At 68.9% G+C, this 22,978-nt stretch carries 18 protein-coding genes; 7 read left to right on the top strand and 11 right to left on the bottom strand.

Features of this window, described 5'->3' with window-relative positions; translation table 11 throughout:
• Positions 1 to 44 precede the first annotated feature (44 nt).
• A complete protein-coding gene (locus IPK27_09645; protein ID MBK8067873.1) occupies positions 45 to 2,315 on the top strand; it encodes an ABC transporter permease in 2,271 nt (756 codons plus the stop codon).
• A gap of 9 nt (positions 2,316 to 2,324) precedes the next feature.
• On the opposite strand, the gene queC is transcribed toward IPK27_09645, so the two are convergent.
• The 10 genes from queC to ruvB form a co-directional block, all read right to left on the bottom strand.
• Positions 2,325 to 2,999: a 7-cyano-7-deazaguanine synthase QueC gene (gene queC / locus IPK27_09640; GenBank protein ID MBK8067872.1), complete on the bottom strand. Its 675-nt coding sequence runs from the start codon at positions 2,997 to 2,999 to the stop codon at positions 2,325 to 2,327.
• Positions 3,000 to 3,276: 277 nt separating this feature from the next.
• Complete coding sequence (queE, locus tag IPK27_09635; protein ID MBK8067871.1) at positions 3,277 to 3,954, bottom strand: 7-carboxy-7-deazaguanine synthase QueE; 678 nt, start codon at positions 3,952 to 3,954, stop codon at positions 3,277 to 3,279.
• Positions 3,951 to 4,829, bottom strand: coding sequence for a tol-pal system protein YbgF (ybgF, locus tag IPK27_09630; GenBank protein ID MBK8067870.1), 879 nt, complete (start codon positions 4,827 to 4,829; stop codon positions 3,951 to 3,953). The genes queE and ybgF overlap by 4 nt, the downstream gene beginning before the upstream one ends.
• An 18-nt stretch (positions 4,830 to 4,847) precedes the next feature.
• Positions 4,848 to 5,366 carry a peptidoglycan-associated lipoprotein Pal gene (pal, locus tag IPK27_09625; protein MBK8067869.1) on the bottom strand — a complete coding sequence of 173 codons (519 nt, stop codon included), beginning with the start codon at positions 5,364 to 5,366 and terminating at the stop codon, positions 4,848 to 4,850.
• Positions 5,367 to 5,428: 62 nt separating this feature from the next.
• Positions 5,429 to 6,751 carry a Tol-Pal system beta propeller repeat protein TolB gene (gene tolB, locus IPK27_09620; protein MBK8067868.1) on the bottom strand — a complete coding sequence of 441 codons (1,323 nt, stop codon included), beginning with the start codon at positions 6,749 to 6,751 and terminating at the stop codon, positions 5,429 to 5,431.
• A 4-nt stretch (positions 6,752 to 6,755) separates the two neighbouring features.
• Positions 6,756 to 7,640 (bottom strand): cell envelope integrity protein TolA, encoded by an 885-nt coding sequence (locus tag IPK27_09615; GenBank protein MBK8067867.1) that lies wholly within the window; start codon positions 7,638 to 7,640, stop codon positions 6,756 to 6,758.
• Between the two features lie 161 nt (positions 7,641 to 7,801).
• The gene (gene tolR / locus IPK27_09610; GenBank protein ID MBK8067866.1) at positions 7,802 to 8,227 is read right to left on the bottom strand and encodes a protein TolR; all 426 of its coding nucleotides are present in this window, start codon (positions 8,225 to 8,227) and stop codon (positions 7,802 to 7,804) included.
• 193 nt (positions 8,228 to 8,420) lie between these two features.
• Positions 8,421 to 9,107: a protein TolQ gene (tolQ, locus tag IPK27_09605; GenBank protein ID MBK8067865.1), complete on the bottom strand. Its 687-nt coding sequence runs from the start codon at positions 9,105 to 9,107 to the stop codon at positions 8,421 to 8,423.
• Positions 9,104 to 9,538, bottom strand: a complete 435-nt coding sequence (gene ybgC / locus IPK27_09600) for a tol-pal system-associated acyl-CoA thioesterase (protein ID MBK8067864.1) — start codon at positions 9,536 to 9,538, stop codon at positions 9,104 to 9,106. The genes tolQ and ybgC overlap by 4 nt, the downstream gene beginning before the upstream one ends.
• A gap of 108 nt (positions 9,539 to 9,646) precedes the next feature.
• Positions 9,647 to 10,690: a Holliday junction branch migration DNA helicase RuvB gene (gene ruvB / locus IPK27_09595; GenBank protein ID MBK8067863.1), complete on the bottom strand. Its 1,044-nt coding sequence runs from the start codon at positions 10,688 to 10,690 to the stop codon at positions 9,647 to 9,649.
• A 321-nt stretch (positions 10,691 to 11,011) separates the two neighbouring features.
• Here ruvB and rocF point away from each other — a divergent pair, with 321 nt between their 5' ends.
• The 3 genes from rocF to IPK27_09580 all read left to right on the top strand — a co-directional run bounded on the left by rocF (position 11,012) and on the right by IPK27_09580 (position 15,279).
• A complete protein-coding gene (rocF, locus tag IPK27_09590) occupies positions 11,012 to 11,935 on the top strand; it encodes an arginase (GenBank protein ID MBK8067862.1) in 924 nt (307 codons plus the stop codon).
• A gap of 331 nt (positions 11,936 to 12,266) precedes the next feature.
• On the top strand, positions 12,267 to 13,799 hold the full coding sequence (locus tag IPK27_09585) for a PAS domain S-box protein (GenBank protein MBK8067861.1): 1,533 nt from the start codon (positions 12,267 to 12,269) through the stop codon (positions 13,797 to 13,799).
• Positions 13,747 to 15,279 carry an EAL domain-containing protein gene (locus IPK27_09580; GenBank protein MBK8067860.1) on the top strand — a complete coding sequence of 511 codons (1,533 nt, stop codon included), beginning with the start codon at positions 13,747 to 13,749 and terminating at the stop codon, positions 15,277 to 15,279. The genes IPK27_09585 and IPK27_09580 overlap by 53 nt, the downstream gene beginning before the upstream one ends.
• Positions 15,280 to 15,530: 251 nt before the next feature.
• Here the strand turns inward: IPK27_09580 and IPK27_09575 are convergent, their stop codons facing one another.
• Complete coding sequence (locus tag IPK27_09575) at positions 15,531 to 16,238, bottom strand: FKBP-type peptidyl-prolyl cis-trans isomerase (GenBank protein ID MBK8067859.1); 708 nt, start codon at positions 16,236 to 16,238, stop codon at positions 15,531 to 15,533.
• 180 nt (positions 16,239 to 16,418) lie between these two features.
• Between IPK27_09575 and IPK27_09570 the strand changes: the two genes are divergently transcribed.
• The 3 genes from IPK27_09570 to IPK27_09560 all read left to right on the top strand — a co-directional run bounded on the left by IPK27_09570 (position 16,419) and on the right by IPK27_09560 (position 22,969).
• Positions 16,419 to 18,314: an ATP-binding cassette domain-containing protein gene (locus tag IPK27_09570; GenBank protein ID MBK8067858.1), complete on the top strand. Its 1,896-nt coding sequence runs from the start codon at positions 16,419 to 16,421 to the stop codon at positions 18,312 to 18,314.
• A gap of 424 nt (positions 18,315 to 18,738) precedes the next feature.
• Positions 18,739 to 20,205, top strand: a complete 1,467-nt coding sequence (locus IPK27_09565; protein MBK8067857.1) for an anthranilate synthase component I — start codon at positions 18,739 to 18,741, stop codon at positions 20,203 to 20,205.
• A gap of 73 nt (positions 20,206 to 20,278) precedes the next feature.
• The gene (locus IPK27_09560) at positions 20,279 to 22,969 is read left to right on the top strand and encodes a CHAT domain-containing protein (protein MBK8067856.1); all 2,691 of its coding nucleotides are present in this window, start codon (positions 20,279 to 20,281) and stop codon (positions 22,967 to 22,969) included.
• Positions 22,970 to 22,978: the final 9 nt, after the last annotated feature.

Below are 22,978 nucleotides of genomic sequence, written 5' to 3'. Positions count from 1 at the left end.
CCGCGCGCCCGCTCTACAGCTTCGGCGTAATACTCAGCGTCGCCTTGCTGGTGCTGGTCAATGGCAGCGCGCTTGGCGGCCTGTGGGCGCTTGGATGGCAGCCGCTGCCCTATGCCCAGCCCGAGCGGCTGGTGCAGTTGCGCATCGATCTCAAGGACATCGACTTCCAGGTGGGGCTCTCACCCTCGCTGCTGGATGCGGTGCGCGCGCGCAGCGAGACCTTCGCCGGGGCGATCGGTGCGGCGCCGGTCAAGGCGGCGCTCGATCCGGGCGGGCGGGTCTGGCACACCCAGCGGATCAGCGCGGACTTCCACCAGGTGCTCGGCGTGGCCCCAGCGCTCGGGCGTGCGCTCGATGGCGCGGAGGATGGCGGGCCAGCGCTGCTGCTGTCGCACGCGACCTGGCGCGCGCAGTTCGACGCCTCGGCTGAGGTGATCGGGCAGACCTGGCGGATCGGTGAGGTCGACTACCGCATCGTCGGCGTGATGCCCGCCGGTTTTGCCTGGCCGGACACCCGCGTGCAGGCCTGGACCGCGTTCGCGGCGACCGCCGAGGAGCGCGCAACCGACGCCGCGGGTGGATTCGGCCAGTTCGAGGTGGCTGCACGACTGGCCCCCGGGGTCACGCTCGCGCAAGCGCAGGGCGCGTTGGCCGCCGTGCTGGCCAACTCCGGCAGCGAATTCCTGCGCAATCCCGAAGGCCCTGCGCGGGCCGACGTGCGCCCCTGGCGCGCGCAGTTCAGCGCCGGTCACTTCCAACCGCTGCTGCTGGTCCAGGCATCTGCGCTGCTGCTGTTGCTGATCGCGGCAACCAATCTTGCGGGACTGGCACTCGACCGCATGCTCGCGCGCCGGCGCGACCACGCCGTGCTGCGCGCGCTGGGGGCCGTGCCGCGGCAACTGCGCGCTCAGGCGGCGATTGAACTGGCGCTCCCCGCAGCCATCGGCGCGATCGTCGGCGCCCTGCTCGTGCCGGCCGGCATCGCGCTGCTGCGCGCACGCGGGCTGCTGCCGGAGGCCCTGCCGGTGGCATCGGCTACGGGTGTCGTCGCGGCCGCGATGGGCGCGGCAGCGGGCGCTCTGGCGCTGCTGCTGGCGCTGGCCTTGCTGCGCCTGGGACAGGGCAGGCTGGCCGCGGGTGCGCTCGGCTCGCGCGCGGTGTCCGGATTGTCGCCGGCGCAAGGCTGGCTGCTGGTGGCGCAACTGGCGCTCACCGTGGCACTGGCGGGCGGGTCGGCGCTGCTGCTGCGGAGTGCGTGGAACCTCGCGGCGGAGAACCGAGGCTTCGATGCGGCGAACGTGGTGCTGACCCAGGTCGATCTCGGCGACCAGGTCAGCGAAGCCCAGGTCCAGGCCCTCCGCGACGCGGTGGCGGCGTTGCCCGGCATGGACGGCGTCGCCCGCGCCGACATGCCGCCTTTCGGTGGCGCCGAGTTCATGACCGAACTGAGGAGCGCGGTGGATCCCGAGCCCGCCGAGGCGCGAATCGCGTCGGTGTCGCCCGGGTACTTCGACGTGCTGCGGATTCCGCTGGTCGCCGGGCGCGCGTTCACGCCGGCCGACGGCGCCGCGGCCGTGGTGGTGGACGAGGTCTATGCGCGCCGCTTCGGCCAGCCCGCCGATGCGCTGGGACAAATCCTGCGACAGGCGGACGACGCGGACGCGACGCCGCTGCGGATCGTCGGCGTCGCCGAAGCGGTCAAGCAGAAATCGCTGGATGAAGAGCTCCGGTACGGTACCCTGTACCAGCCGATCGGGGACAGCGACCCGGTGCAGTTCCTGGTGAGTCGCGGGGTGGACACGGCGCCGGTCGAAGCCGTTCGCCGGCTGCTGGCGCAGGTGGCACCGGATGCCGAACTGCTGGTCAATGTGGCGCTGGACCAGGCGGTGGCGCGCACCCAGCAGGTCCGCGTGGCGCTGATGGAGGCGGTGTCGCTGTTCGCGCTCGCCACCCTGCTGCTGTCTGCGCTCGGGGTGTACGCCGCGCTGAGCACCGCGGTGCGCCGGCGCGTGGCGGAATTCGGCGTGCGCATGGCCATCGGCGCCGCGCCCGGCGCAATCCTGCGTGAGGTCTATGCGCGCTCGGCGTGGATCCTGCTGCCCGGATTGCTGCTGGGCCTGGGCCTTGGGCTGGCACTGGCGCGCGTGGCGGGGGACCGGTTGCATCGCGTGACGCCCGCAGATGCTTCCAGCTGGGCCGCGGCATTGGCGGCAGTCGCCATCATCGGCGCGCTCGCGGTGCTGCCTTCGGCGTATCGCGCGATGCGCGTCGCGCCGGCGGCAGCGCTGCTGTCGCGCGGCGACCGCGACGCCTGAAGACCAACCTCAGGCGCCCTGGTAGCGCGTTGGATCGGCCACGCCGGCCGTCGCGAATCCCTCGGCGCGCAAGCGGCAGGAGTCGCAACGCCCGCAGGCGCGGCCATCGGCATCGGCCTGGTAGCAGCTGACGGTCATGCCGTAATCCACGCCGAGCGTAGTGCCGGCGCGAATGATCTGCGCCTTGCTCATGTCGATGATCGGTGCGTGCACGGTGATCTGCGCGCCCTCGACGCCGGTCTTGGTGGCCAGCCGAGCCATCGTCTGGAAGGCGGCGATGAACTCGGGGCGGCAGTCCGGGTAGCCGGAATAGTCGACTGCGTTGACGCCGATGTAGAGGTCGTTGGCGCCGATCACTTCGCCATAGGCCAGCGCCAGCGACAGCATCAGCGTGTTGCGCGCCGGCACATAGGTGACCGGGATGCCGCTGGTGGGCGACTCGGGCACCGCGATCGCGTCATCCGTCAGCGCCGATCCGCCGATCGCGCGCAGGTCGAGCGGAATCACGCGGTGCTCGACCGCGCCCAGCGCCGCCGCAACCCGCTGCGCCGCATCCAGCTCCGAGCGATGGCGCTGGCGATAGTCCACGCTCAACGCATGGCAACGGTGCCCGGCAGCGCGCGCCATGGCCAGGACAGTGGCGGAATCGAGGCCGCCGGAGAGCAGGATGATTGCAGTGGACATGCGGGCGGATGGTGAGTTGTGGGTTGCGGGCCGGTTGTTGGTTCTTGGTTGTTGGTTGTTGGTTGTTGGCAGCAAAGCGCGCACGCCGACAGCCCGTGGGAGCCGACTCCGTCGGCGATCTTTCCCGCGGCCGCCGGGATAGATCGCGGCTGAAGCCGCTCCCACTGGCCTGCGGCCGGGATCCTGCCGCCAACAACCAAGAACCAACAACCAACAACCGGCGATCAGTCCGACGATGCCTGAGTCGGCCCGGCGCCTTCCCGGCCCGATGCCGCCCTCAACGTCCCGGCGCGTTCCCCCACAGCACCTTGTGCAACTGCAACTGCAGGCGAACGGGCAAACGGTCGGCGAGGATCCAGTCGGCAAGTTGTCCGGGCGGGAGCTGGTCGGCGACCGGGGAATACAGCACCTGGCAGCGGGCCGCCAGGGCATGGGTCAGGGTCTGCTCACGCGCCCAGTCATAATCGGCACGGTCGGCGATCACGAACTTGACCTGGTCGTGCAGCAGCAAATGGGCGAGGTTCTCCCAGCGGTTGCGTCCCATCTCCCCGGAACCCGGGCACTTGAGGTCCATGACCTTGCGTACTCGCGGATCAACCTCGGCGACGTCCATCGCGCCCGAAGTCTCCAGCGAGACCTCATGGCCGGCATCGCAGAGCGCACGCAGCAGCGGCAGGCAGGACTTCTGCGCCAGCGGCTCGCCGCCGGTCACGCAGACATGGCGTGCCTGGAAGCTTGCAACTGTCGCCAGTACGTCGTCGAGCGAACGCTTGTCGCCGCCGGTGAAGGAATAGGTGGTGTCGCACCAGCTGCAGCGCAGCGGGCAGCCGGTCAGGCGCACGAACACCGTGGGCCAGCCGACCGCGTCGGCCTCGCCCTGGATCGAATGGAAGATCTCGGTGATGCGCAGCGCGACGGCGCTGGTCGCGCCGCCGGCTGCCGTTGCCGTGCTCACCTGCCGTCCAGCCTCAGCGCGCGCAGACGGCCCTGGGCCAGGCGCGCCACCGGGGTGTCCGGGAAGCGGCTGACCACTTCGTTCAGCGTGCTCGCGGCGCGCTGGGTGTCGCCGAGTTCGTACTGGCAGTAACCGACCTTGAGCAGCCCATCCGGGGCCTTGCGGCTGTCCGGGAAGCGCGAAAGCAGGCTCTGGAAGGTCTCCAGCGCGATCTCGTAGTTCTGCGTGACGTAGTAGGACTCGCCCAGCCAGTAAGTGGCATTGGCGGCGAACTCGCCATCCGGGTACTGCTGCAGGAAGGCCGAGAACAGCTGCGAGGACTCGGCGTAACGGCCCTGCTTGAGCGCCTCGAAGGCGGTCTCGTAGGCCATCTTCTCGTCCGGAGTGCCGGTCTGCGCCACCGTAGCGCCCACGGCCTCCGCGCCAGCAGGCATGTCGCGGGTCGGCAGCGTGGCCGGGTCCGGCAGGCCGCTGACCGGCTCATCGGCGGACAGCTGCTCCGGCGCGGGCGCCTCGATCGGCGCATCGGCGGGCGGACGCGAGGGCACGGTCATGCCGCCGCCTTCCAGCCGCTGCAGGCGCGAATCCAGGTCGACGTACTGGTCGCGCTGGCGCTTCTTCAGGTTCTCGATCTCGAAAGCCTGCTCTTCCACCAGTCCGCGCAGGCTCTGCACCTCGGCCTGCAATTCCTGGTTGCGCAGCATCAGCTCGGACAGGTTGTTGGACGCGCCGTTGCCCTGCAGCTGGCGCTCCAGTTGTTCGACACGCTCGGCCAGGCTGAGCCGGCTCTGCGCATAGGCCGATCCCGAAACGCAGACGGCGGCCACGAGGGCCGCCGTCAGGGATCGAAGCGTCAACGTCTTAACGTCGATCATGGTCGCATGCGCGTCCGATTACTGCTTGGCGGTGTAGACGATCTCGGCGCGGCGGTTCTTGCCCCAGCAGCTCTCGTCGCTGTCGGTGCAGATCGGACGCTCTTCGCCGTAGCTGACCACGGCCACCTGCTCGGAACGGCCGCCATTGGCCAGCAGCATGTCGCGCACGGCATTGCCGCGGCGCTCGCCCAGGCCCAGGTTGTACTCGCGCGTGCCGCGCTCGTCGGCGTGGCCTTCCAGCGAGATGCGGGCGCCCGGGTTGGCGGACAGCCACTTGCCATGGCACTTCAGCATTTCCATCGCCTCGGACTTGATCGTCGACTGGTCGAAATCGAAGTAGGCAATGCGGGAGACCAGGCACGGCTTGCTGTCGAGCAGGGCCGGGTTGGTCCAGCTCTCTTCCGGCTGGGCAGCCGTGGTCGGCTGCTCCTGCGTCGGGGTCGAAGCCGGCGCGGCAGGCGGCTGCTTGGTGGTCTTACAGGCGCCGAGACCAGCAACGGCCAGGGCCAGGACGAGGACGCGAATCGGGGTATTCATTGTTTTTTCCTTGGATCGATCGGTGACAGCGAACAAGACGCGGGATTCTATTTTTCTTGCTTTCAACGTTGCCTGAAGGGGCCCCAGGCGGGTTCACGGACGTCGCCGTCCGGGAGTGCCAGCCGTTGCCGCACCGATCCGTCAACCGATGCGGCATAGAGCACCCCGCGATTCCCTTCGCGGGCAGCGTACAACACCATGCTTGCGTTCGGCGCGAAGCTCGGGGACTCGTCCAACGGACCCGGCGAAATCATACGAACCGCGCCGGCGCCCCCGCGCTCGCGGTCCACAACCGCAATACGATACACGTTCCGATTGCCCTGCACCATGGCCAGCAGTCGCCCATCGTAGGACGGCGTTACCCGGGCGTTGTATTCGCCCACCGAGGTGATGCGCTCAGGGGTGCCGCCACTGGCCGCCAGCGCGTAGATCTGCGGCTTGCCGGAACGGTCGGAGGTGTAGAGCAGGCTGTTGCCGCCGGGCATCCACACGGCTTCGGTGTCGATGGCGAAATGCCGCGTCAACTGGTTCAGGCTGTTGCTCGCCAGGTTCAGGGTGTAGATCTCGGGGTTGCCGCTCTTGCTCAGGGTCAGCGCCAGGGTGGAGCCATCCGGGGAAAAGGCCGGTGCGCCGTTGATGCCCTTGTAGGAGGTGACCAGCCGGCGCGAGCCGGTGGCGAGCTCATGGATGTAGATGGTGTGCCCGCCCAGGCGCTCGAAGCTGACATAGGCCAGCGAGCGGCCATCCGGCGACCACGCGGGCGACAGGAAGGGCTCGTTGTTCCACACGATGCGCTGCGGGTTGAAGCCGTCCGAATCGGCGATCCAGATCGCGTACTCGTACTTGGCCTCGCCCTGGCGCTTGGCCGTGATGTAGGCGATGCGGGTGAAGAAGGCGCCGCGCACGCCGAGGATCTTCTCGTACACCAGGTCCGCGATCTGGTGCGAGACTGCGCGGAACTCGCCCGCACGCGCCGGCAATGCGAGTGCCAGCAGGGACTGGCCCTTGAGCACGTCATGCAGTTCGAACTCGACACGGTAGCCGCCCTCGGCGGACTGCACGCGGCCGACCACGATGTAATCCTGCTTCAGCATTTTCCAGGTCGGAAACTTGATGTCGCTGCCACGCGCGGGCAGCTCCACCACATCTTCCTTGCGCAGCGCGCGGAACTGGCCGGATCGGTTCAGGTCGGCACGCACCACCTGGTCGATCTGGGTCTGGTCCGGCATCGCCGCCGCTTCCCAGGCGAAGGGGACGATGGCAATCGGGATCGCCGCCTCGCGGCCGTTGACGATGTCGATCTCCAGCCCCTGCGCGGCGGCGACGCGCACAAGGCCGGTCATGGCGAGCAGGAACCACAGGGCGGAGCTGACTAGTCTGTGCATCGGGTCACCCGTCGTAGCGGAAGTTGAAGTTCAGCGCGGGCTGGAAGACTGACTCAAAGCCCATGTACGGAAGCGGACTGGCGCGTTCGACCGCGTCGATGATCGATTGCTGGATCAGCGGATCGGCGTTGCACGGCGAGCCAATGGTGACGCCGATCACCTCGCCGCCCGGAATCTGGCGCACGCGCAGCACGCAGCGGATGCCGGTAGGGGTGTTCGCCGGACGCCGCCAGTTCTGGGTCACGACTTCCTGGATCAGGCCGGCATATTGGCTGAGCAGATCGTTGGCGACATCCTGGCCAGGCCGCTGGCTGCCCACCGGCTGCTGCGGCTCGGCCTGCTGGTTGAGGATCTCGCTGGCGCGCTGCGCATCGCGCGCCTGGGCGAGTTGCTTCTCGCGCTCGGCCGTCAGCCGCGCGGCCTCGGCGCGCTGGCGCCGGATGTCCTCCAGCTGCTGCATGCGCTGCTGCTCGATCTCCTGCTGCCGGCGCAGTTCTTCCTGCTGCTTGCGCAACTCCTCACGCTGGCGCTCCAGGTTCAGTGCGTCCTCGTTCGGCGCCGTGGGCAGTTGCGGACGCTGGTCTGTGACCTCGTCCGGCTTGGCCTGCGGCGGCGGTGGCGGCGGCGCGGGCTCGGCTTTGGCCGGCTCGGGCTTCGGCGGCTCGGGTTTCGGCGGCGCAGGCTGCGGCTTGGGCGCCGGCGGCGCCTTCGGCGTGGGCAGCGGCCGCCCGAGGTTCATGTCGACCAGCACCGCCTCGAGCGCCCCACCCGAGATCACCGGCTTCTTGGGCGCGGAGAAGATCAGCCCGGCGAACAGCACCAGCGCAGCCAGCACGTGCACACCGATGGCGTACACGAGGGCGATGGACTGGTCGCGGCGGGATTCCATGGGTCAGGCGGATGGCGGTGGAAGAGCGGGGCTGGGGGCTGGGGGCTGGGGCGCAGGCGCGATCGCCCGGGCAAGTTCGTGACCGCGTGAACCAGAGCAACGGGCCGGCGACTTGGCGCGACCGTGCGCCCCAGCCCCCAGTCCCCAGCCCCGCTTCCCGCTCACTTCCCCGGCTCCGAGGGCAACGGATCCGCCATCAAGCCCACGCGCGGCGCGCCGGCGGCCTGCAGCGCGACCATCGCCTCGTAGACCTTGCCGTAATCGACATTGCGGTCGCCACCGACCAGCACCGGGACTTTAGGGTTGTTGCGCACGAAGGCGCCGACCTTGGCGGTCAGGCCTTCGAGATCGATGGATTCGCGTTCGCCGCCGATGGTCAGGAAGAAGGCGCCGGCGCGATCGACGCTGACGATGACCGGGTCCTCCGGAGTGTCGAGCGGATTGGCGTTCGCCTGCGGCAGGTCGAGTTCCACCCCGAGGTTCATCAGCGGCGCGGTGACCATGAAGATGATCAGCAGCACCAGCATCACGTCGATGTAGGGCACGACGTTGATGTCGGAGACGGGTTTGCGGCGTTTGCGGCGCATGGGTCAGGTGCCGGGAAAAGGAGGGGGGGGGGCTCTGGCTGTCCAGGCTCACAACGTCCTTGCATCCCACAAGGCGTGGATGGCAACATGGGGTGAATAAATCAGGGCTGAAGCACGCACAGGCGCCAAGCCTGCTCTCCTTTTCCATTTTCCCTTTTCCATTTTCCCAGCCGCGCGGCAGCGCGGCAGCCGCTCAATGGTCCTCCGCATGCGCCTGGCGCTGCAGGATCGCGCTGAACTCTTCCTGGAAGGTGTCGTAGCGCAGCTCGATGCGCTCGACCGCATTCGAGAAGCGGTTGTAGAAGATCACTGCCGGGATCGCGGCGAACAGGCCCATCGCGGTGGCGATCAGCGCCTCGGAGATGCCCGGCGCGACCATCGCGATGGTGGCTTCCTTGACCGCAGCGAGGCCATGGAAGGCCACCATGATGCCCCACACGGTGCCGAACAGCCCGACGTAGGGGCTGATCGAGCCCACCGTGGCCAGGTTGTTCAGGTTCTGCTCCAGCTTGTCCACCTCGCGCGAGAGCGCCACGCGCATCGCGCGCTGGCTGGCTTCCAGCAGGGTGCGGCCGTCGGTGACGCGGCGCTGGCGCAGTCGCGCGAACTCGCGGAAACCCGCCTCGAACACGCCTTCCAGCCCCTCGTTCGGCTTGCCGCGGTTGCTGACCTCGCGATAAAGCTGGGCCAGGTCCGCGCCGGACCAGAAACGCTCCTCGAATTCGTCCGCGGTCCGCGTGGCCTGGGCGATCACCGCCTTCTTGCGGAAGATGATCCACCACGACCAGATCGACGCGCCGATCAGCAGCGCCATCACCACCTGCACCGGCAGGCTGGCGCCGACGATCAGCTCCAGAAGATTCAATTGACCACTGTTCAACGCTGGATCTCCCTCAACAAATCGGGTGGCATCGGCATCGGCCGGAAACTCGCATGGTCGAGACAGGCGATCTCGACCTCCGCGGTGCACAACTCATCGCCCGTGCGCGCATCGACGATGCGCTGGCTGACGCTGAAACTGGCGCGCCGGCACGCACTCAGGGTGACACTCACTTCGAGAGCGTCGTCCAGCCGCGCGGGTTTCAGGAACTTTACCTGCATTGCGTAGACGGCGAACACCACTTGCTGCGCGAGCAGCGGCCGCTGTTCGAAACCCTTCGCCCGCAGCCACTCGGTCCGCGCGCGCTCGAAGAACTTGATGTAGTTGGCGTGGTAGACCACCCCGCCGCCATCGGTGTCCTCCCAGTAGACCCGCGCCGGCCACTTGAAGCTGGTGTTGGTGTGGGTTGTTGGTCTTGGACGGGCGGGCATGGCGTGATCGATTAGCGTGTGCTCTGAGTGAATGACTGGTCCGCCGCGAATTCACCGTCCGCGCCAGGCCGCTTTGACCAACACCAACAACCCGCACCAACACCCGCTTCAAACGTCCTCAAACAAATCCGCCGCCGCCTCCGGCCGCCGCGGGGGCTTGAGGCCGAGATGCATATAGGCCTTGCGCGTGACCATGCGGCCGCGCGCGGTGCGCATCAGGAAACCCTGCTGGATCAGGTAGGGCTCGACCACGTCCTCGATGGTGCCGCGCTCCTCGCTCAGCGCCGCGGCCATGCTGTCGACGCCGACCGGGCCGCCGTCGAAGTGCTCGATCATCAACCCGAGCAGGCGCCGGTCGAGCGCGTCGAAGCCTTCCGGATCGACTTTCAGCATGTCCATCGCACCGGCGGCGGCGGCCAGCGTGATCACGCCGCTGCCCTTGATCTCGGCGTAGTCGCGCGCGCGCCGCAGCAGGCGGTTGGCGATGCGCGGGGTGCCGCGCGAACGCCGTGCGATCTCCAGCGCACCCGCCGGGTCGCACTGGATGCCGAGGATGCTGGCCGAGCGCGTGACGATCTTCGTCAGCTCCTCGACGGTGTAGAACTCCAGCCGCTGCACGATGCCGAAACGGTCGCGCAGCGGCGCGGTCAGCAACCCCGCGCGGGTGGTCGCGCCGATCAGCGTGAACGGCGGCAGATCGAGCTTGATCGAGCGCGCGGCGGGGCCCTCGCCGATCATGATGTCGATCTGGAAGTCCTCCATCGCCGGGTACAGCACTTCCTCGACCACCGGCGACAGGCGATGGATCTCGTCGACGAACAGCACGTCGCGCGGCTGCAAGTTGGTCAGCAGCGCGGCCAGATCACCTGCGCGCTCCAGCACCGGCCCCGAGGTCTGCCGCAGGTTGACGCCCAACTCATTGGCGATCACATGCGACAACGTGGTTTTGCCCAGCCCCGGCGGCCCAAAGATCAGCACGTGGTCGAGCGCCTCGCCGCGCCGGCGCGTCGCCTCGATGTAGATCTCCATCTGCTCGCGCACCGCCTGCTGCCCGAGGTACTCGGCCAGCTTGCGCGGGCGGATGCTGGCCTCGATCACCTCCTCCTCGCGGGTTTGCGCGGGGGAGACGATGCGGGTGTCGGGGGAGGTCATGGGGTGGGCTGTGGTGTTGGTTGTTGGTTGTTGGTTGTTGGTTGTTGGTGAAGCTCGCACGCGGCGAGCCTGTTGTGCCGACTCTGTCGGCGATCTCTTCCATCGGCCGCCCGGAAAGATCGCGGCTGAAACCGCTCCCACAGTCCCGCGGCACGCCGGCCCTTGCTGCCAACAACCGACAACCAACAACCGGCGTCGCTGCTGCTGATACCAAATGACGCCGCGGATTCTGAACGACCGCGCCCGCAGGGGCCAGCCGCGCTTGCCGCAGATTCCGCCGCCGTTTAGGCTGCGCCCACTTTGCATATCAGGTGAATACTCATGACGCCGCGTTCGATCACGCTGATTGGCGCCCCCACCGATGTCGGCGCGGCCGACCGCGGCGCCTCGATGGGCCCGGAGGCCCTGCGCGTGGCCGGCCTGCGCGAGGCGCTGATCGCGCGCGGCCTGAAGGTGCACGACCGCGGCAACCTGCAGGGCCCGATCAATCCGATGCAGCCCCCCGACAGCGGCTACCGCCACCTGGAAGAGGTCACCCAGTGGAATCGCCATGTGTTCGAGGCCGTCAGCGACGAACTGGACGATGGCCGCCTGCCGATCCTGCTCGGCGGCGATCACTGCCTGGCGATCGGTTCTATCGGCGCGGTCGCAGCGCACTGCCGGCGCATCGGCAAGCGCTTGCGTGTGCTCTGGCTGGATGCGCACGCCGATTTCAACACCAGCGAGATCACGCCGAGCGGCAATGTGCACGGCATGCCGGTGGCCTGCCTGTTCGGCATCGGACCGAAACCCCTGGTGGAGCTGGCTGGCGTGGTGCCGGCGCTGCGGCACGATGAGCTGCACCAGATCGGCATCCGCTCGGTGGATCCTGGCGAGCGCCAGCTGGTGCACGAGCAGGAACTGTCGATCTTCGACATGCGCTATGTCGACGAGCACGGCATGCGCGCGGTGATGCGCGAGGCACTCGCCGGGCTCGATCAGTCCACCCATCTGCATGTCAGCTTCGACGTCGACTTCCTCGACCCCGAGATCGCGCCCGGCGTCGGCACCACGGTGCCCGGCGGCCCGAACTACCGCGAGGCGCAGCTGTGCATGGAGATGATCGCCGACACCGGCCTGCTCGCCTCGCTCGACGTGGTCGAACTGAACCCCGCCTTCGACGACCACAACCGCACCGCGCGCCTTGCGGTGGACCTGATCGAGAGCCTGTTCGGCAAGTCGACCCTGATGCGGCCGCGCGGCTGAGCGCGAAGGGTTGCTGGTTATTGGTTGTTGGTTATTGGTTGTCGGCCGTGGCCTCGCCCGCCGGTGTTCCTGGGCTGCCGGCTTCGTCGGCGATCTTTCCGCGGCCCTGCGGGCATAGCTCTGTCGGCTGACTTTCCCGCGCCCGCCGGGCTAAGTCGCGGCTCAGCCGGGTTCCCGGCCGCCAGACGACCGACAACCAGCAACCAACAACAAGACTCAGGCCGCCTGCGCACGCCAGCCGCGCCAACTCCCCAGCCCGGCCCCCGATTGCATTCGCCCGCGGCGCGTGCGAGCGTTTCGTCGCGGGGGCGCGAGTGGCATCGACGGGGACATGACAGAGCACGAACGCACCGAGGTGCCGTTCCGGCGCAGCCTGCAGGCCAAGGTCCTGGTCGGGGTGTTGCTCGGGCTGGCAATGATGCTGGCAGCCGTGCTGCTGGTGTTCTATGCGCACGGCTACGCTTTGCTCATGGAGCGCGAGCGCGAACTCGCGACCAGCGCCACGCAGCGGCTGGCGGGCGAGGTCGGCCAGCAACTGGCGCTGGCCGAAGGCCTGGCCGCGACGCTGGCGAATGCCGGCGAGCGCCTGCCGCGGGATCCGGTGCTGTGGCGGGACCTGCTGCCGCATTTGATCGACATGGAGCAGCGCGCGAGCCTGATTGCGGGCGGCGGTCTCTGGCCCGAACCCGGTGAGTTCAGCCCCGGCGTCACCCGCCGGAGCTTTTTCTGGGGCCGCGACGCCAGCGGCAACCTGCGCTATTACGACGACTACAACGCCCCGGACGGCCCTGGCTACCACCAGGAAGAGTGGTATGTGCCCGCGCGGCACCAGCGCGAGGGCCGCTGCTACTGGTCGCGGTCCTACCAGGATCCATACACCGGCGAGCCGATGGTGACTTGCACCGTGCCGATGCGCAGCGACGGACGATTCATCGGCGTCAGCACCATCGACCTGCGCCTGTCGGGGCTGCAGAGCTTCCTCGCCGAGCGCGGCGTCGCGCTGCATGGTTATGCCTTCGCGATCGACCGTAACGGGGTATTCATCACCCTGCCGCCGGGGGCGCGCAGCGGCACCCAGGCCCACACGCAGCGCTCCGCCAGCGTCGACGACCTGGGCTCCTCGCACCCGCGTTTTGCAGACCTGGCCGCCTTCCTGAAACAGGGCCAGGACCTGCCCGAGGACATCGCGATCGCGCCGATGGCGAGCGCCATCGATGCCGCGAGCCCGACGATCGACGCGGCCGAGGCGCGCCGCATCGCGGTGCAACTGCGTGCCGACCAGGGCGACGTCGGCGAGGTCCGCCAGACCATGCTGGAGGACGACGCTTTCCTTGGCGAACCGGTGCTGGCGACCAGCCTGCGCTTTCCCGCCGCGCGCTGGCAACTGGTGGTGGTGCAGCCGGCGCGGCTGGTGCGCGAGGCCGTGCAGTCGGTGATGCGCCAGGTCGCCGGCACCATGTCGTTGGCGATCATCTGCGTGATGGCGGTGGCCGGCTGGCTGGTCCGGCGCGCGTTGGTGATGCCGATCCGACGCATGGCCGGCCAGTTGACCGGCAGCGTGCCCTCAGGCAGCGAACACCGGATCGACATCCCGACGCGCGACGAACTGGGACTGCTGGCAGCGAGGTTCAATACCTACGCCGAGCAGTTGGAACACAGCGAAGCCGAGTTGCGCGCCTCGGCGGAGCAGTTCCGCGCGGTGACCCGGCTGGCGCACGACGCGTTGATCCAGGTCGACGACCGGGGCCAGGTACATTCGCTGAACCAGGCCGGCGAGCAGATGTTCGGCTGGCGCGAGCGCGAGGTCCTCGGTGCAGGCTTCGACCGCTCTGTTGCCATGGGATCCACGTGTCGACGGCGATAACGAAAACGCGTCTGCCGGCAGCCGCGCGGCGACGCGCGTGCTGGAGTTGTCCGCGCACCGCCGCGATGGCAGCGAGTTTCCCGCCGAGGTATCGGTCAGCTACTGGCGCGGTCCGCACGGCGGGCTCTACAACGTCCAGGTCCGCGACGTGACCGAGCGCCGGCAGGCAGAGGAGCAGGTGCGCCTGCTCGCCACCCACGACACGCTGACCGAACTGCCCAACCGCACGCTGTTCAACGACCGCCTGCAGCAGGCGGTTGAGCACAGCCTGCGCAATGACAGCATGCTCGCGGTGATGTTCCTCGACCTGGACCACTTCAAGCTGGCCAACGACAGCCTGGGCCACGCGGTCGGCGATGCGCTGCTGCGCGCCGTGGCCTTGCGCCTGATGTCCACGGTCAGCGCCGGCGCCACGGTGGCGCGCCTGGGTGGCGACGAGTTCGCGGTGCTGCTGCCCGACATCGACGATCCGGGGATCGCGGCGCAGGCGGCGGGCGCGCTGATCGCGGCGCTCGGCGAACCCTTCGTGATCGCCGGGCACCGCATGCAAGTAGGGGCGAGCGTCGGCGTGACCCTCTGCCCCAACGATGATCGCGACGCCGATCAGTTGCTGCGCAAGGCTGACCTGGCCATGTACCACGCCAAGGGCGAGGGCCGGAACACCTTCCGCTTCTACACCGAGCGCCTGCACGAGGAACTGCTGGAACGCAAGGCGATGCTGGACGAACTGGGCCTGGCGCTCGGCGAGCAGCAGTTCGTGCTGCACTACCAGCCGGTCCTGGACGCGCGCAGCGGCGAACTGACCGGCCTGGAAGCCCTGATTCGCTGGCAGCACCCGAGCCGCGGCCTGTTGTCGCCCGAACATTTCGTGCCGCTGTGCGAGGCCAGCGGCCTGATCCTGCCGATCGGCCAATGGGTGCTGCGCCAGGCGCTGGAGGATGCGGCGGCGTGGCAGCGGGCCGGGCACGCGCCGGTGACCATGGCGGTCAACCTTTCGCTGGCGCAGTTCCGCGACCCGGGCCTGACCGACGGCGTACAGCGCGCACTGGCCGAATTCGGCGTGGACGCCGCCCAGGTCGAACTGGAACTCACCGAAACCGTGCTGATGCACGATCACGACCAAGCGATCGACGTGATGCAGAGCCTGCGCACGCTCGGTATCGGCCTGACCGTCGACGACTTCGGCACCGGCTACTCGTCCCTCGCCTACCTCAAGCGATTCCCGGTGCAGAAGCTGAAGATCGACAAGTCCTTCGTCATCGGCGTCGCCCACGACAGCGAGTCCGCGACCATTTGCCGCTCGGTGATCGGCCTTGGCCACAACCTCGGGCTCAAGCTCGTCGCCGAAGGCGTCGAAGGCGAGGACGACCTCGACTTCGTGCGCGCCCAGGGCTGCGACTTCGTGCAGGGCTATCTGTTCGCGATGCCGATGCCGATGGCCAAGCTGCGGGAATGGATGACCGGGCGACGGCGCGCCTGAGGGGCCTTTTCGGGTTGTGGGTTGTGGGTTGTGGGCAGCAAAGGCCGAGGTGCCGGGACCCGGTGGGAGCGGCTTCAGCCGCGATCTCTTGCTGGCGGCAGGGAGAGATCGCCGACGGAGTCGGCGGTCCCACAGGCAGGCTTCGGCAAGAGCTTTTGCCGCCGAGAACCGCAACCACAACCGACAACCTGCGACCGCAAGAAGGCCGCCTCACGGCGGCCTTTTTCTCACCGAAACCATCGCCATCGCGATCAGTTCAGGATTTCCAGCAGCTCGACTTCGAAAATCAGCACTTCGTTCGGGCCGATGCCGCCCTGCGGCTGGCCCTGCTCGCCGTAGGCCAGGTTGCCGGGGATGAAGAACTTGTACTTGGAGCCGACGGTCATCAGCTGCAGGCCCTCGGTCCAGCCCGGGATCACGCCGTTCAGCGGGAAGGTGGCCGGCTGGCCGCGGTCGATGCTGGAGTCGAACTTGGTGCCGTTCAGCAGCGTGCCGACGTAGTGCACCTTGACCTGGTCAGTGGCCTTCGGCTTGTTGCCGCTGCCTTCCTTGATCACCGAATACTGCAGGCCGCTCTCGGTGGTCTTCACGCCCGCGGCGGTCTTGTTCTTGGCCAGGAACTCGTCGCCCTTGGTCTTGTTCTCGCTGGCCGCCTTGACCCGGGCCTCTTCACGCTTCTGCTGCACGATGGTGCGGAACTCGTTGCTGACCTGCTGCATTTCGGCTTCGGTCATCAGGGTCTTGCCGCCGGCCAGGGCCTCGGCCATGCCGCGCTTGATCATCTCGACGTCGACGTCGTCCTTGAAGTCCTTCAGCTGCATGCCGAAGGTCATGCCGATCATGTAGCTGTGCTTGTCCTTGTCGGTCTTGAGCGCAGGGTCCATCGCGTACACCGGGAGGGCGAACAGGGCCGAGCCCAGGGCGAGCGCAACGGCGCTCTTGGCGAGCAAAGATTTCATCAGAGGTTTCCTTTCAGAACGGAGGTCGGAACAGCGGCAGGCTTTCAGGACAGCGGCAGGCGCCGCGAGTTCCCCTGCGGCACATCCTTGTCGTCCCAAGCCCGCTATTCTGCGGTGCATGACTGAATTTCGGCAAACCACTGCGGCAATCGCCGCGTCATCCCCATCGGAGCGCCCGGCATGATCCGCGCCCAGGCCCTGACCCTGGCCCGCGGCAACCGCATGCTGATCCAGGGCGCCACCTTCGATATTCCACCCAGCGCGCGCGTGGGCGTGGTCGGTCGCAATGGCACCGGCAAGTCCTCGCTGTTCGCTGCGCTGTCGGGCGGCCTGGCGCCGGACGCCGGCACGCTCATCGTCCCCGGCCACTGGGTGCGCGCCGCAGTGGCCCAGCACATGCCGCAGAGCCAGGACAGCGCGCTTGGCTATGCGCTGGCGGGCGACGAGGAACTGGCCGTGCTGCGCCAGCGCTGGGCGCGCGCCGAGCAGATGCACGATGGCAACGAACTGGCGCGCCTGGGCGAGGCGCTGGACCACGCCGGCAACTGGGACGCCGAGGCCCGCACGGCGCAACTGCTGCGCGGCCTGGGGTTCGCCGACGGCGACCTGGCGCGCGCGGTGGACGAGTTTTCCGGAGGCTGGCGCATGCGCCTGGCGCTGGCGCGCACCCTGATGTGTCGCTCGGACCTGCTACTGCTGGACGAACCGACCAATCACCTCGACCTGGACACCGTGCTCTGGCTCGAAGGCTGGCTCAAGCGCTATCGCGGCACCCTGCTGGTGATCAGCCACGACCGCGATTTCCTCGACTCGGTGTGCACCCACACGCTGTACCTCGATGGCGAGAGTGCGCAGCTGTATGTCGGCGGCTTCTCGGCCTTCGCGCGCCAGCGCGCGGCGCACATCGAACAGGCGCGGCGCGAGGCCGCCCAGGTCGCCGCGCGGCGCGCGCAGTTGCAGCGCTTCGTCGACCGCTTCAAGGCCAAGGCGAGCAAGGCCAAGCAGGCGCAGAGCCGGGTCAAGGCACTCGAAAAGCTCACCGCGGCACCGGTGCCGGCGGAGGAATCCGAGGTCCATTGGGTGGTGCCGGCGCCCGCCAAGCTGCCGGACCCGCTGCTCAGCCTGCGCGGCGTCATCGCCGGCTATGGCGAGCGCCGCGTCCTGAACGGCGTGTCGCTGTTCCTCGAACCCGGCGACCGCGTCGGCCTGCTTGGGCGCAACGGTGCCGGCAAGTCGACCCTGATGAAACTGCTGGCCGGCGTGCTCGACCCCTTCGACGGCGAGCGCAAGCCGGCGCGCGACCTGGCGATCGGCTATTTCGCGCAGTCGCAGGTGGAGGAATTGCCAGCGGAAGCGACGCCACTCAAGCTGATGTTGGAGGGCACGAGGGCACGAGGGCACGAGGGCACGATGAGCCTGGGCTACTCGGAGCAACAGGCGCGCGATTACCTCGGCGGCTTCGGCTACGGCGGCGAAACGGCGACCATGCCGGTCGGCCCGCGCTCCGGCGGCGAGAAAGCGCGCCTCGCGCTGGCCCTGTTGCTGGTGCACAAGCCGAACCTGCTGCTGCTCGACGAACCCACCAACCACCTCGACATGGCCGCGCGCGCCGCGCTGGTCGAGGCGCTGCAGGATTATGCCGGCGCCGTGGTGCTGGTCAGCCATGACCGCGCCCTGCTGGAGAGCTGCTGCGAGCGCTACCTGCGCGTGCACGGCGGCGGCGTCAGCGACTTTGACGAAGACCTCGACAGCTACGCCCGCCTGCTGCGCGGCGAAGGCTCGCCCAGCGCCAGCGGTCCTGCTGCGCCCAGCGCGCCGGCGAAACCGACTGGCGGCATCGACCACAAGGAACGCCGCACCCTGGCCAACAAGCTCAAGCGCCTGGAGGAACAGGTCGAGAAACTCACCCAGGCCGAGCGCAAGGCCGAGCAGGCACTGGTCGACGCTGCCTCCCACCAGGGCAGCAACGCGCTGGAACTGGTCCGCCTGGAACAGGCTCGCAGCGAGGCCGCAGCGGCGCGCGAGCAGGCGGAGTTGGAGTGGCTGGACCTGGCCGAGAAGCTTGAGGCTGGCTAGCCGGGGACGCTTTCGCAGGTGGCGTGTTGGCTGGCTCCCCGAGTCCCGGTCGCGCCTGCCCGTGCGCTTGTTCGCGCATCGAACCGTGACTCTCGCAAGATCGCGGACTGTGTTCTTGGACGCAAGGGACGCAAAGAAGATCAAACGCAATACCGCGCGGGGATATTCCGGCACTTGCTGTCTTTGCGTCCCTTTTCGTCATTTGCGTGCTTCGCGTACTCCACAGGGCCGTCGTTCGGCACAGGCGAAAAGTGTTGTAAATTCAACACCTTGTCATATTTTCGCTGAGAGCGAGCAAGCGACAGCAGGCAGCGATCGCGCGGGCTTGCCCGAAACCCCGCGAGCGTTCGCGGATCGCAGCCACGCCCCGCGCCACACCACCCCGATCCGCGCACTATGATCAGGGCCATTGCCCCACCCATCGATCACCGACGTGACCCAGCCGACAACCCCCGAGTTCACCCGCCGCCCGGTCGTGCGCCATATCCGCGCCGACCTCGATACCCCGCTGTCGGCCTATCTCAAGCTGGTCGACGGCCCGGACGCCTATCTGCTGGAGTCGGTGGAGGGCAGCGAGACCTGGGGACGCTATTCGATCATCGGACTCCCGGCGCGCGAACGGATCGAGGTGCGCGGCAAGACCTGGCGCAGGTTGCTGGATGGCGTGGTTGCCGAGGAGCGCGAGGTGGCCGATCCGCTGGCCGAGGTGCAGGCGCTGATCCGCAGCGAGCGGGTGCCGACCGAGCCCGGGCTGCCGGCCTTCGCGGGCGGCTGGGTGGGCTATTTCGGCTTCGAGACGCTGGGCTACATCGAGCCCAAGCTGGCGCGCCCGGAGCGGGCGGACCAGATGGGAACGCCCGAGATCGTGCTGTTGCGCACCGAGGAACTGGCGGTGTTCGACAACCGCCGCGGGCGGCTGTCGTTGATCGTGCATGCCGCAGTGGATGAGCCGGGCGCGGTGCAGCGGGCGGAGCGGCGGCTGGACCAGCTGACGCACCGGCTGCGCGCGCCGGCGCCGGGGTACCCGGAGGTGCTCGATCCGAAGGCGCTGGACGAGGCGCACTTCGTCTCCGGTTTCACGCGCGAGGAATTCGAGGCCGCGGTGCGCCGCTGCCAAGAGTACATCCTGGCCGGCGACGCCTTCCAGATCGTGCTGTCGCAACGACTGTCGGTGCCCTTCCGCGCGCGGCCGATCGATGTCTACCGCGCGCTGCGCTCGCTCAATCCCTCGCCGTACATGTACTTCATGGACCTGGGCGATTTGCACGTGGTGGGTTCGTCGCCGGAGATCCTGGTGCGGCTCAAGGATGGCGAAGTGGTGGTGCGTCCGATTGCCGGCACGCTGCCGCGCGGCGCCAGCGCGGCGGAGGACGATGCGAACGCGCAGCGCCTGCTGGCGGACCCGAAGGAATGCGCCGAGCACCTGATGCTGATCGACCTCGGCCGCAACGACGTCGGCCGGGTGGCGCAGTCGGGCAGCGTGCGCCTGACCGACCAGATGGTGGTCGAGCGCTACTCGCATGTGATGCACATCGTCTCGCAGGTGGTCGGCAAGCTGCGCCCGGAACTCGACATCATCGACGTGCTGCGCGCGACCTTCCCGGCCGGCACCCTGTCTGGCGCACCGAAGATCCGCGCGGTCGAGATCATCCAGGAGTTGGAGCCGATCAAGCGCAACCTCTACGGCGGTGCGGTGGGCTACATCAACTGGCAGGGCGAGGCGGACCTGGCGATTGCCATCCGCACCGCGCTGATCAAGGACCACACCCTGCATGTGCAGGCCGGCGCCGGCATCGTTGCCGACTCCGACCCGGGCAAGGAGTGGGAGGAGACGATGAACAAGGGCCGCGCGGTGTTCCGCGCGGTGGCGGAGGCGGTGCGCGGGCTCTGATTGGCCCCGCCCGATACTCATCCCCGTGGATCCGCGCATTCAGGAGGCTCGGGTGCCGAGGCCAATGCGAAAGATGGATGCGAGGCTGCGCCGAGCGCGCGGCTGGATCGCTGCCTTGCTGCTCGCGCTGCCGTGGTCCGTGCTGGCGCAGGATGCGGCGGATCGCTGGTTGCAGGCGCAGCAGGCTGCCAATGCCGGGCGCACCGAGGAAGCGCTCGCGCTGATGCAGCAACTGGCGGATTCGCAGGAGCCGCTGGACCGCGCCCGCGGCCTGGTCGGGCTCACCGGTGTCGCGATCCGCACGGGCAAGGCGACCCAGCGCAAGCAGGAGATCGCCGAGGCGCTGGAACTGCTGCGCAAACTGCCGCAGGCGCGCGCGGACCTGGGGCTGGCGCTGATCTTCGCCGCCGAGGTGGCCGCCGCCAGCGACGACAACGCCGGGCGCCTGCGTCTGGGCGAGGAGGCCATCGCACTCTACGCGGGCACGCCGGGACGCGAGCGCGAGCTGATGGACGCGCTGCTGCGCACCTCGAATGCGGATGCGCGGCTTGGGCGCACGGCCGAGGGCGAGGCCAAGGTGACGCAGGCCGCGGAGATTGCGGAGCGGATCGGCGCCAGTCCCACGGAGCGCGTCCGCATCCTTGGCCGCCAGGCGGCCTTTGCCTATGGCCGCGGCGCGCTGGAGGAAGCGGCGCAGCGCTACGAGCAGATGCGCAGCCTGGCCGCCGCGCACATCCCTGAATCGCTGGAGCACGCCAGCGCGCTGGCGAATGGCGCGATGGTCGCCGCCGAACGCGGTCACCTGGCCGCCGCGCGGCGTGACTACGAGCGTGCCCTGGACCTGCGCCGCCGGGTGTCCGGCCGCTCGCAGATGATCGCGACCGACCTGATGACGCTGGCCGAGATCGAGAACCGCCTGGGCGACCTGGATGCCGCGCGCACCCATCTGGACGAAGCGCGCCAGCGCCTCGCGGAACTCGATTCGCGCTCCGAACTGCATGTGGGCGCGCTGGTGAAGCTGGCCCAGATCGACTACGACCGCGGCGACACCGAGGCCGCGCAAACGCTGTTTGAACAGGCCAGGGCGCTGGCCGAGGACCTGCCTTTCGAATGCGCGTGCAAGGCGCAGACGCTGATCTGGCTGTCCTGGTTCCAGTTGCGGGCGGGCCAGGCCGAGGCCGCGCTGGCGGGTTACCAGCGCGCCATCGACCGCTTCACCGCGGACGGCGGCGGCAATGTCAACCTGCCGCATGCGCAGGCTGGAAAGGCGGAGGCGCTGGTAGACCTCGGGCGCGCGGACGAGGCGCGCGCGGCACTGTCGGCAGCGATGCCCAAGCTGGTCGAGGCAGCGCCCGACTCGCCGGTCCACGCCCACCTGGAATGGCTGCAGGGGCGCGTCGCCGACGAACTGGGCGATGGCGCCGCCGCGCGCGAGCACTATTGCAGGGCGAGCCGGATCCTCGACCGTGCCAGCCTGGCCGGTGGTGGTGACGTCGGCCAGGCGCGTTTCCGCCGGCGCTACGTCGAGATTTATCGCGCCTGCATCGAAGCGGCGGCGCGCGACGAGGATGCGGCGGCGGTGTTCGACGGCCTGGAGCGCCTGCGGTTGCGGCGCGCTGCAGGTGAAGCAGCCACCGAGGCTCAAGTCGTGATCACGCTGGCCCAGGTGCAGCAGCGCATGCCGGCGCGTACCGCGCTGCTCGGGTTCCTGGCATCCGAAGATGCGCTGCGGGTTCTGGTGGTGGCATCCGGCCACCCGCCACGGCTGCTGCGGCTGCCGCTGCCGCGGGCGCGCCTCGCGGCGGAGGTCGCGGCCCTGCGTGCGCGCGTGCTGGCGCGCGTGGATGCCCGCGACCCAGCCCTGCAAAAGCAGGCACGCAAACTCTACGCAGCACTGCTGGCGCCCGTCGCCGAGGAACTGCGAGGTACGCGCCAGTTGCTGCTGGCGCCGGACGGACCACTGCATGAATTGCCCTGGGCAGCGCTGCACGATGGCCGCCGCTGGCTCATCGAGCGCCACGCGCTGGCGATCGTCGACACGCTCTCCGAAACCCCGCATGCCGCTGCGAAGGCTGGCGACCTGCTGCTCGGCGTGGCCGATGCGGGCGATGCCGCCCTGCCCGCAGCGGCGCTGCGCGCCGGTCCACTCGCCCCATTGCCCTACGCCCGGGTCGAGATCGCCGCCCTCGGGCGGGTCGAAGGCCGGCTAAGCACGCTGGTCGGCGAGGAAGCCACCGAAGCGGTGGTACGCGAGCGCCTGGCGCAGGCCGGCATCGCGCACTTCGCGGTGCACGCCTGGCTGAATGTCGAGCAGCCGCTGCAATCCGCCCTGATGCTGCGCCCTGGCGGCAGCGGCAGCGAAGATGGCCTGCTGCAGGCCTTCGAGATTGCCAGCCTGCGCACGCCTGCCCGCCTGGTGGTGCTGTCCGGTTGCGACACCGGGCGCGGCGCCGAGCTGGAGGGCGTCGGCCTGCTCGGCCTGGTGCGCGCCTTCCGCTCAGCCGGCGCGCAGCGCGTGATCGCCAGCCTGTGGCCGATCGGCGACCGCGGCACCGCGGAACTGTTCGAGCGCTACTACGCGGGCGGCGAAGCGGACCCGGCGCGCGCCTGGCAACAGGTGGCGCGGGACGCATTGCGCAGACCCGGATTCGATGCCGGCCAGGACCGCGAACGCGCGGTCGGCGGTGTGTCGCGCCAGGCGCCGGCCGACCGCCTGCTGCCCTACCACTGGGCCAGCCTGCAGGTGTACGGACAACCCTGGTGACAATGGTGA

The sequence above is a fragment of the Rhodanobacteraceae bacterium genome, from assembly GCA_016713135.1.
Lineage (GTDB): Bacteria > Pseudomonadota > Gammaproteobacteria > Xanthomonadales > SZUA-5 > JADKFD01.
Note: the sequence above shows the minus strand (reverse complement) of the source record. Positions and strands in the feature narration are given on the sequence as shown.

What these genes read in the sequence shown, in the direction of transcription:
- IPK27_09615 (MBK8067867.1), bottom strand. Translation starts at nt 7,640, where the DNA reads ATGGAATCCCGCCGCGACCAGTCCATCGCCCTCGTGTACGCCATCGGT.
- ruvB (MBK8067863.1), bottom strand. Translation starts at nt 10,690, where the DNA reads ATGACCTCCCCCGACACCCGCATCGTCTCCCCCGCGCAAACCCGCGAG.
- pal (MBK8067869.1), bottom strand. Translation starts at nt 5,366, where the DNA reads ATGAATACCCCGATTCGCGTCCTCGTCCTGGCCCTGGCCGTTGCTGGT.
- IPK27_09560 (MBK8067856.1), top strand. Translation starts at nt 20,279, where the DNA reads ATGGATGCGAGGCTGCGCCGAGCGCGCGGCTGGATCGCTGCCTTGCTG.
- rocF (MBK8067862.1), top strand. Translation starts at nt 11,012, where the DNA reads ATGACGCCGCGTTCGATCACGCTGATTGGCGCCCCCACCGATGTCGGC.
- tolR (MBK8067866.1), bottom strand. Translation starts at nt 8,227, where the DNA reads ATGCGCCGCAAACGCCGCAAACCCGTCTCCGACATCAACGTCGTGCCC.
- queC (MBK8067872.1), bottom strand. Translation starts at nt 2,999, where the DNA reads ATGTCCACTGCAATCATCCTGCTCTCCGGCGGCCTCGATTCCGCCACT.
- ybgF (MBK8067870.1), bottom strand. Translation starts at nt 4,829, where the DNA reads ATGATCGACGTTAAGACGTTGACGCTTCGATCCCTGACGGCGGCCCTC.
- tolB (MBK8067868.1), bottom strand. Translation starts at nt 6,751, where the DNA reads ATGCACAGACTAGTCAGCTCCGCCCTGTGGTTCCTGCTCGCCATGACC.
- IPK27_09585 (MBK8067861.1), top strand. Translation starts at nt 12,267, where the DNA reads ATGACAGAGCACGAACGCACCGAGGTGCCGTTCCGGCGCAGCCTGCAG.
- IPK27_09575 (MBK8067859.1), bottom strand. Translation starts at nt 16,238, where the DNA reads ATGAAATCTTTGCTCGCCAAGAGCGCCGTTGCGCTCGCCCTGGGCTCG.
- ybgC (MBK8067864.1), bottom strand. Translation starts at nt 9,538, where the DNA reads ATGCCCGCCCGTCCAAGACCAACAACCCACACCAACACCAGCTTCAAG.
- IPK27_09570 (MBK8067858.1), top strand. Translation starts at nt 16,419, where the DNA reads ATGATCCGCGCCCAGGCCCTGACCCTGGCCCGCGGCAACCGCATGCTG.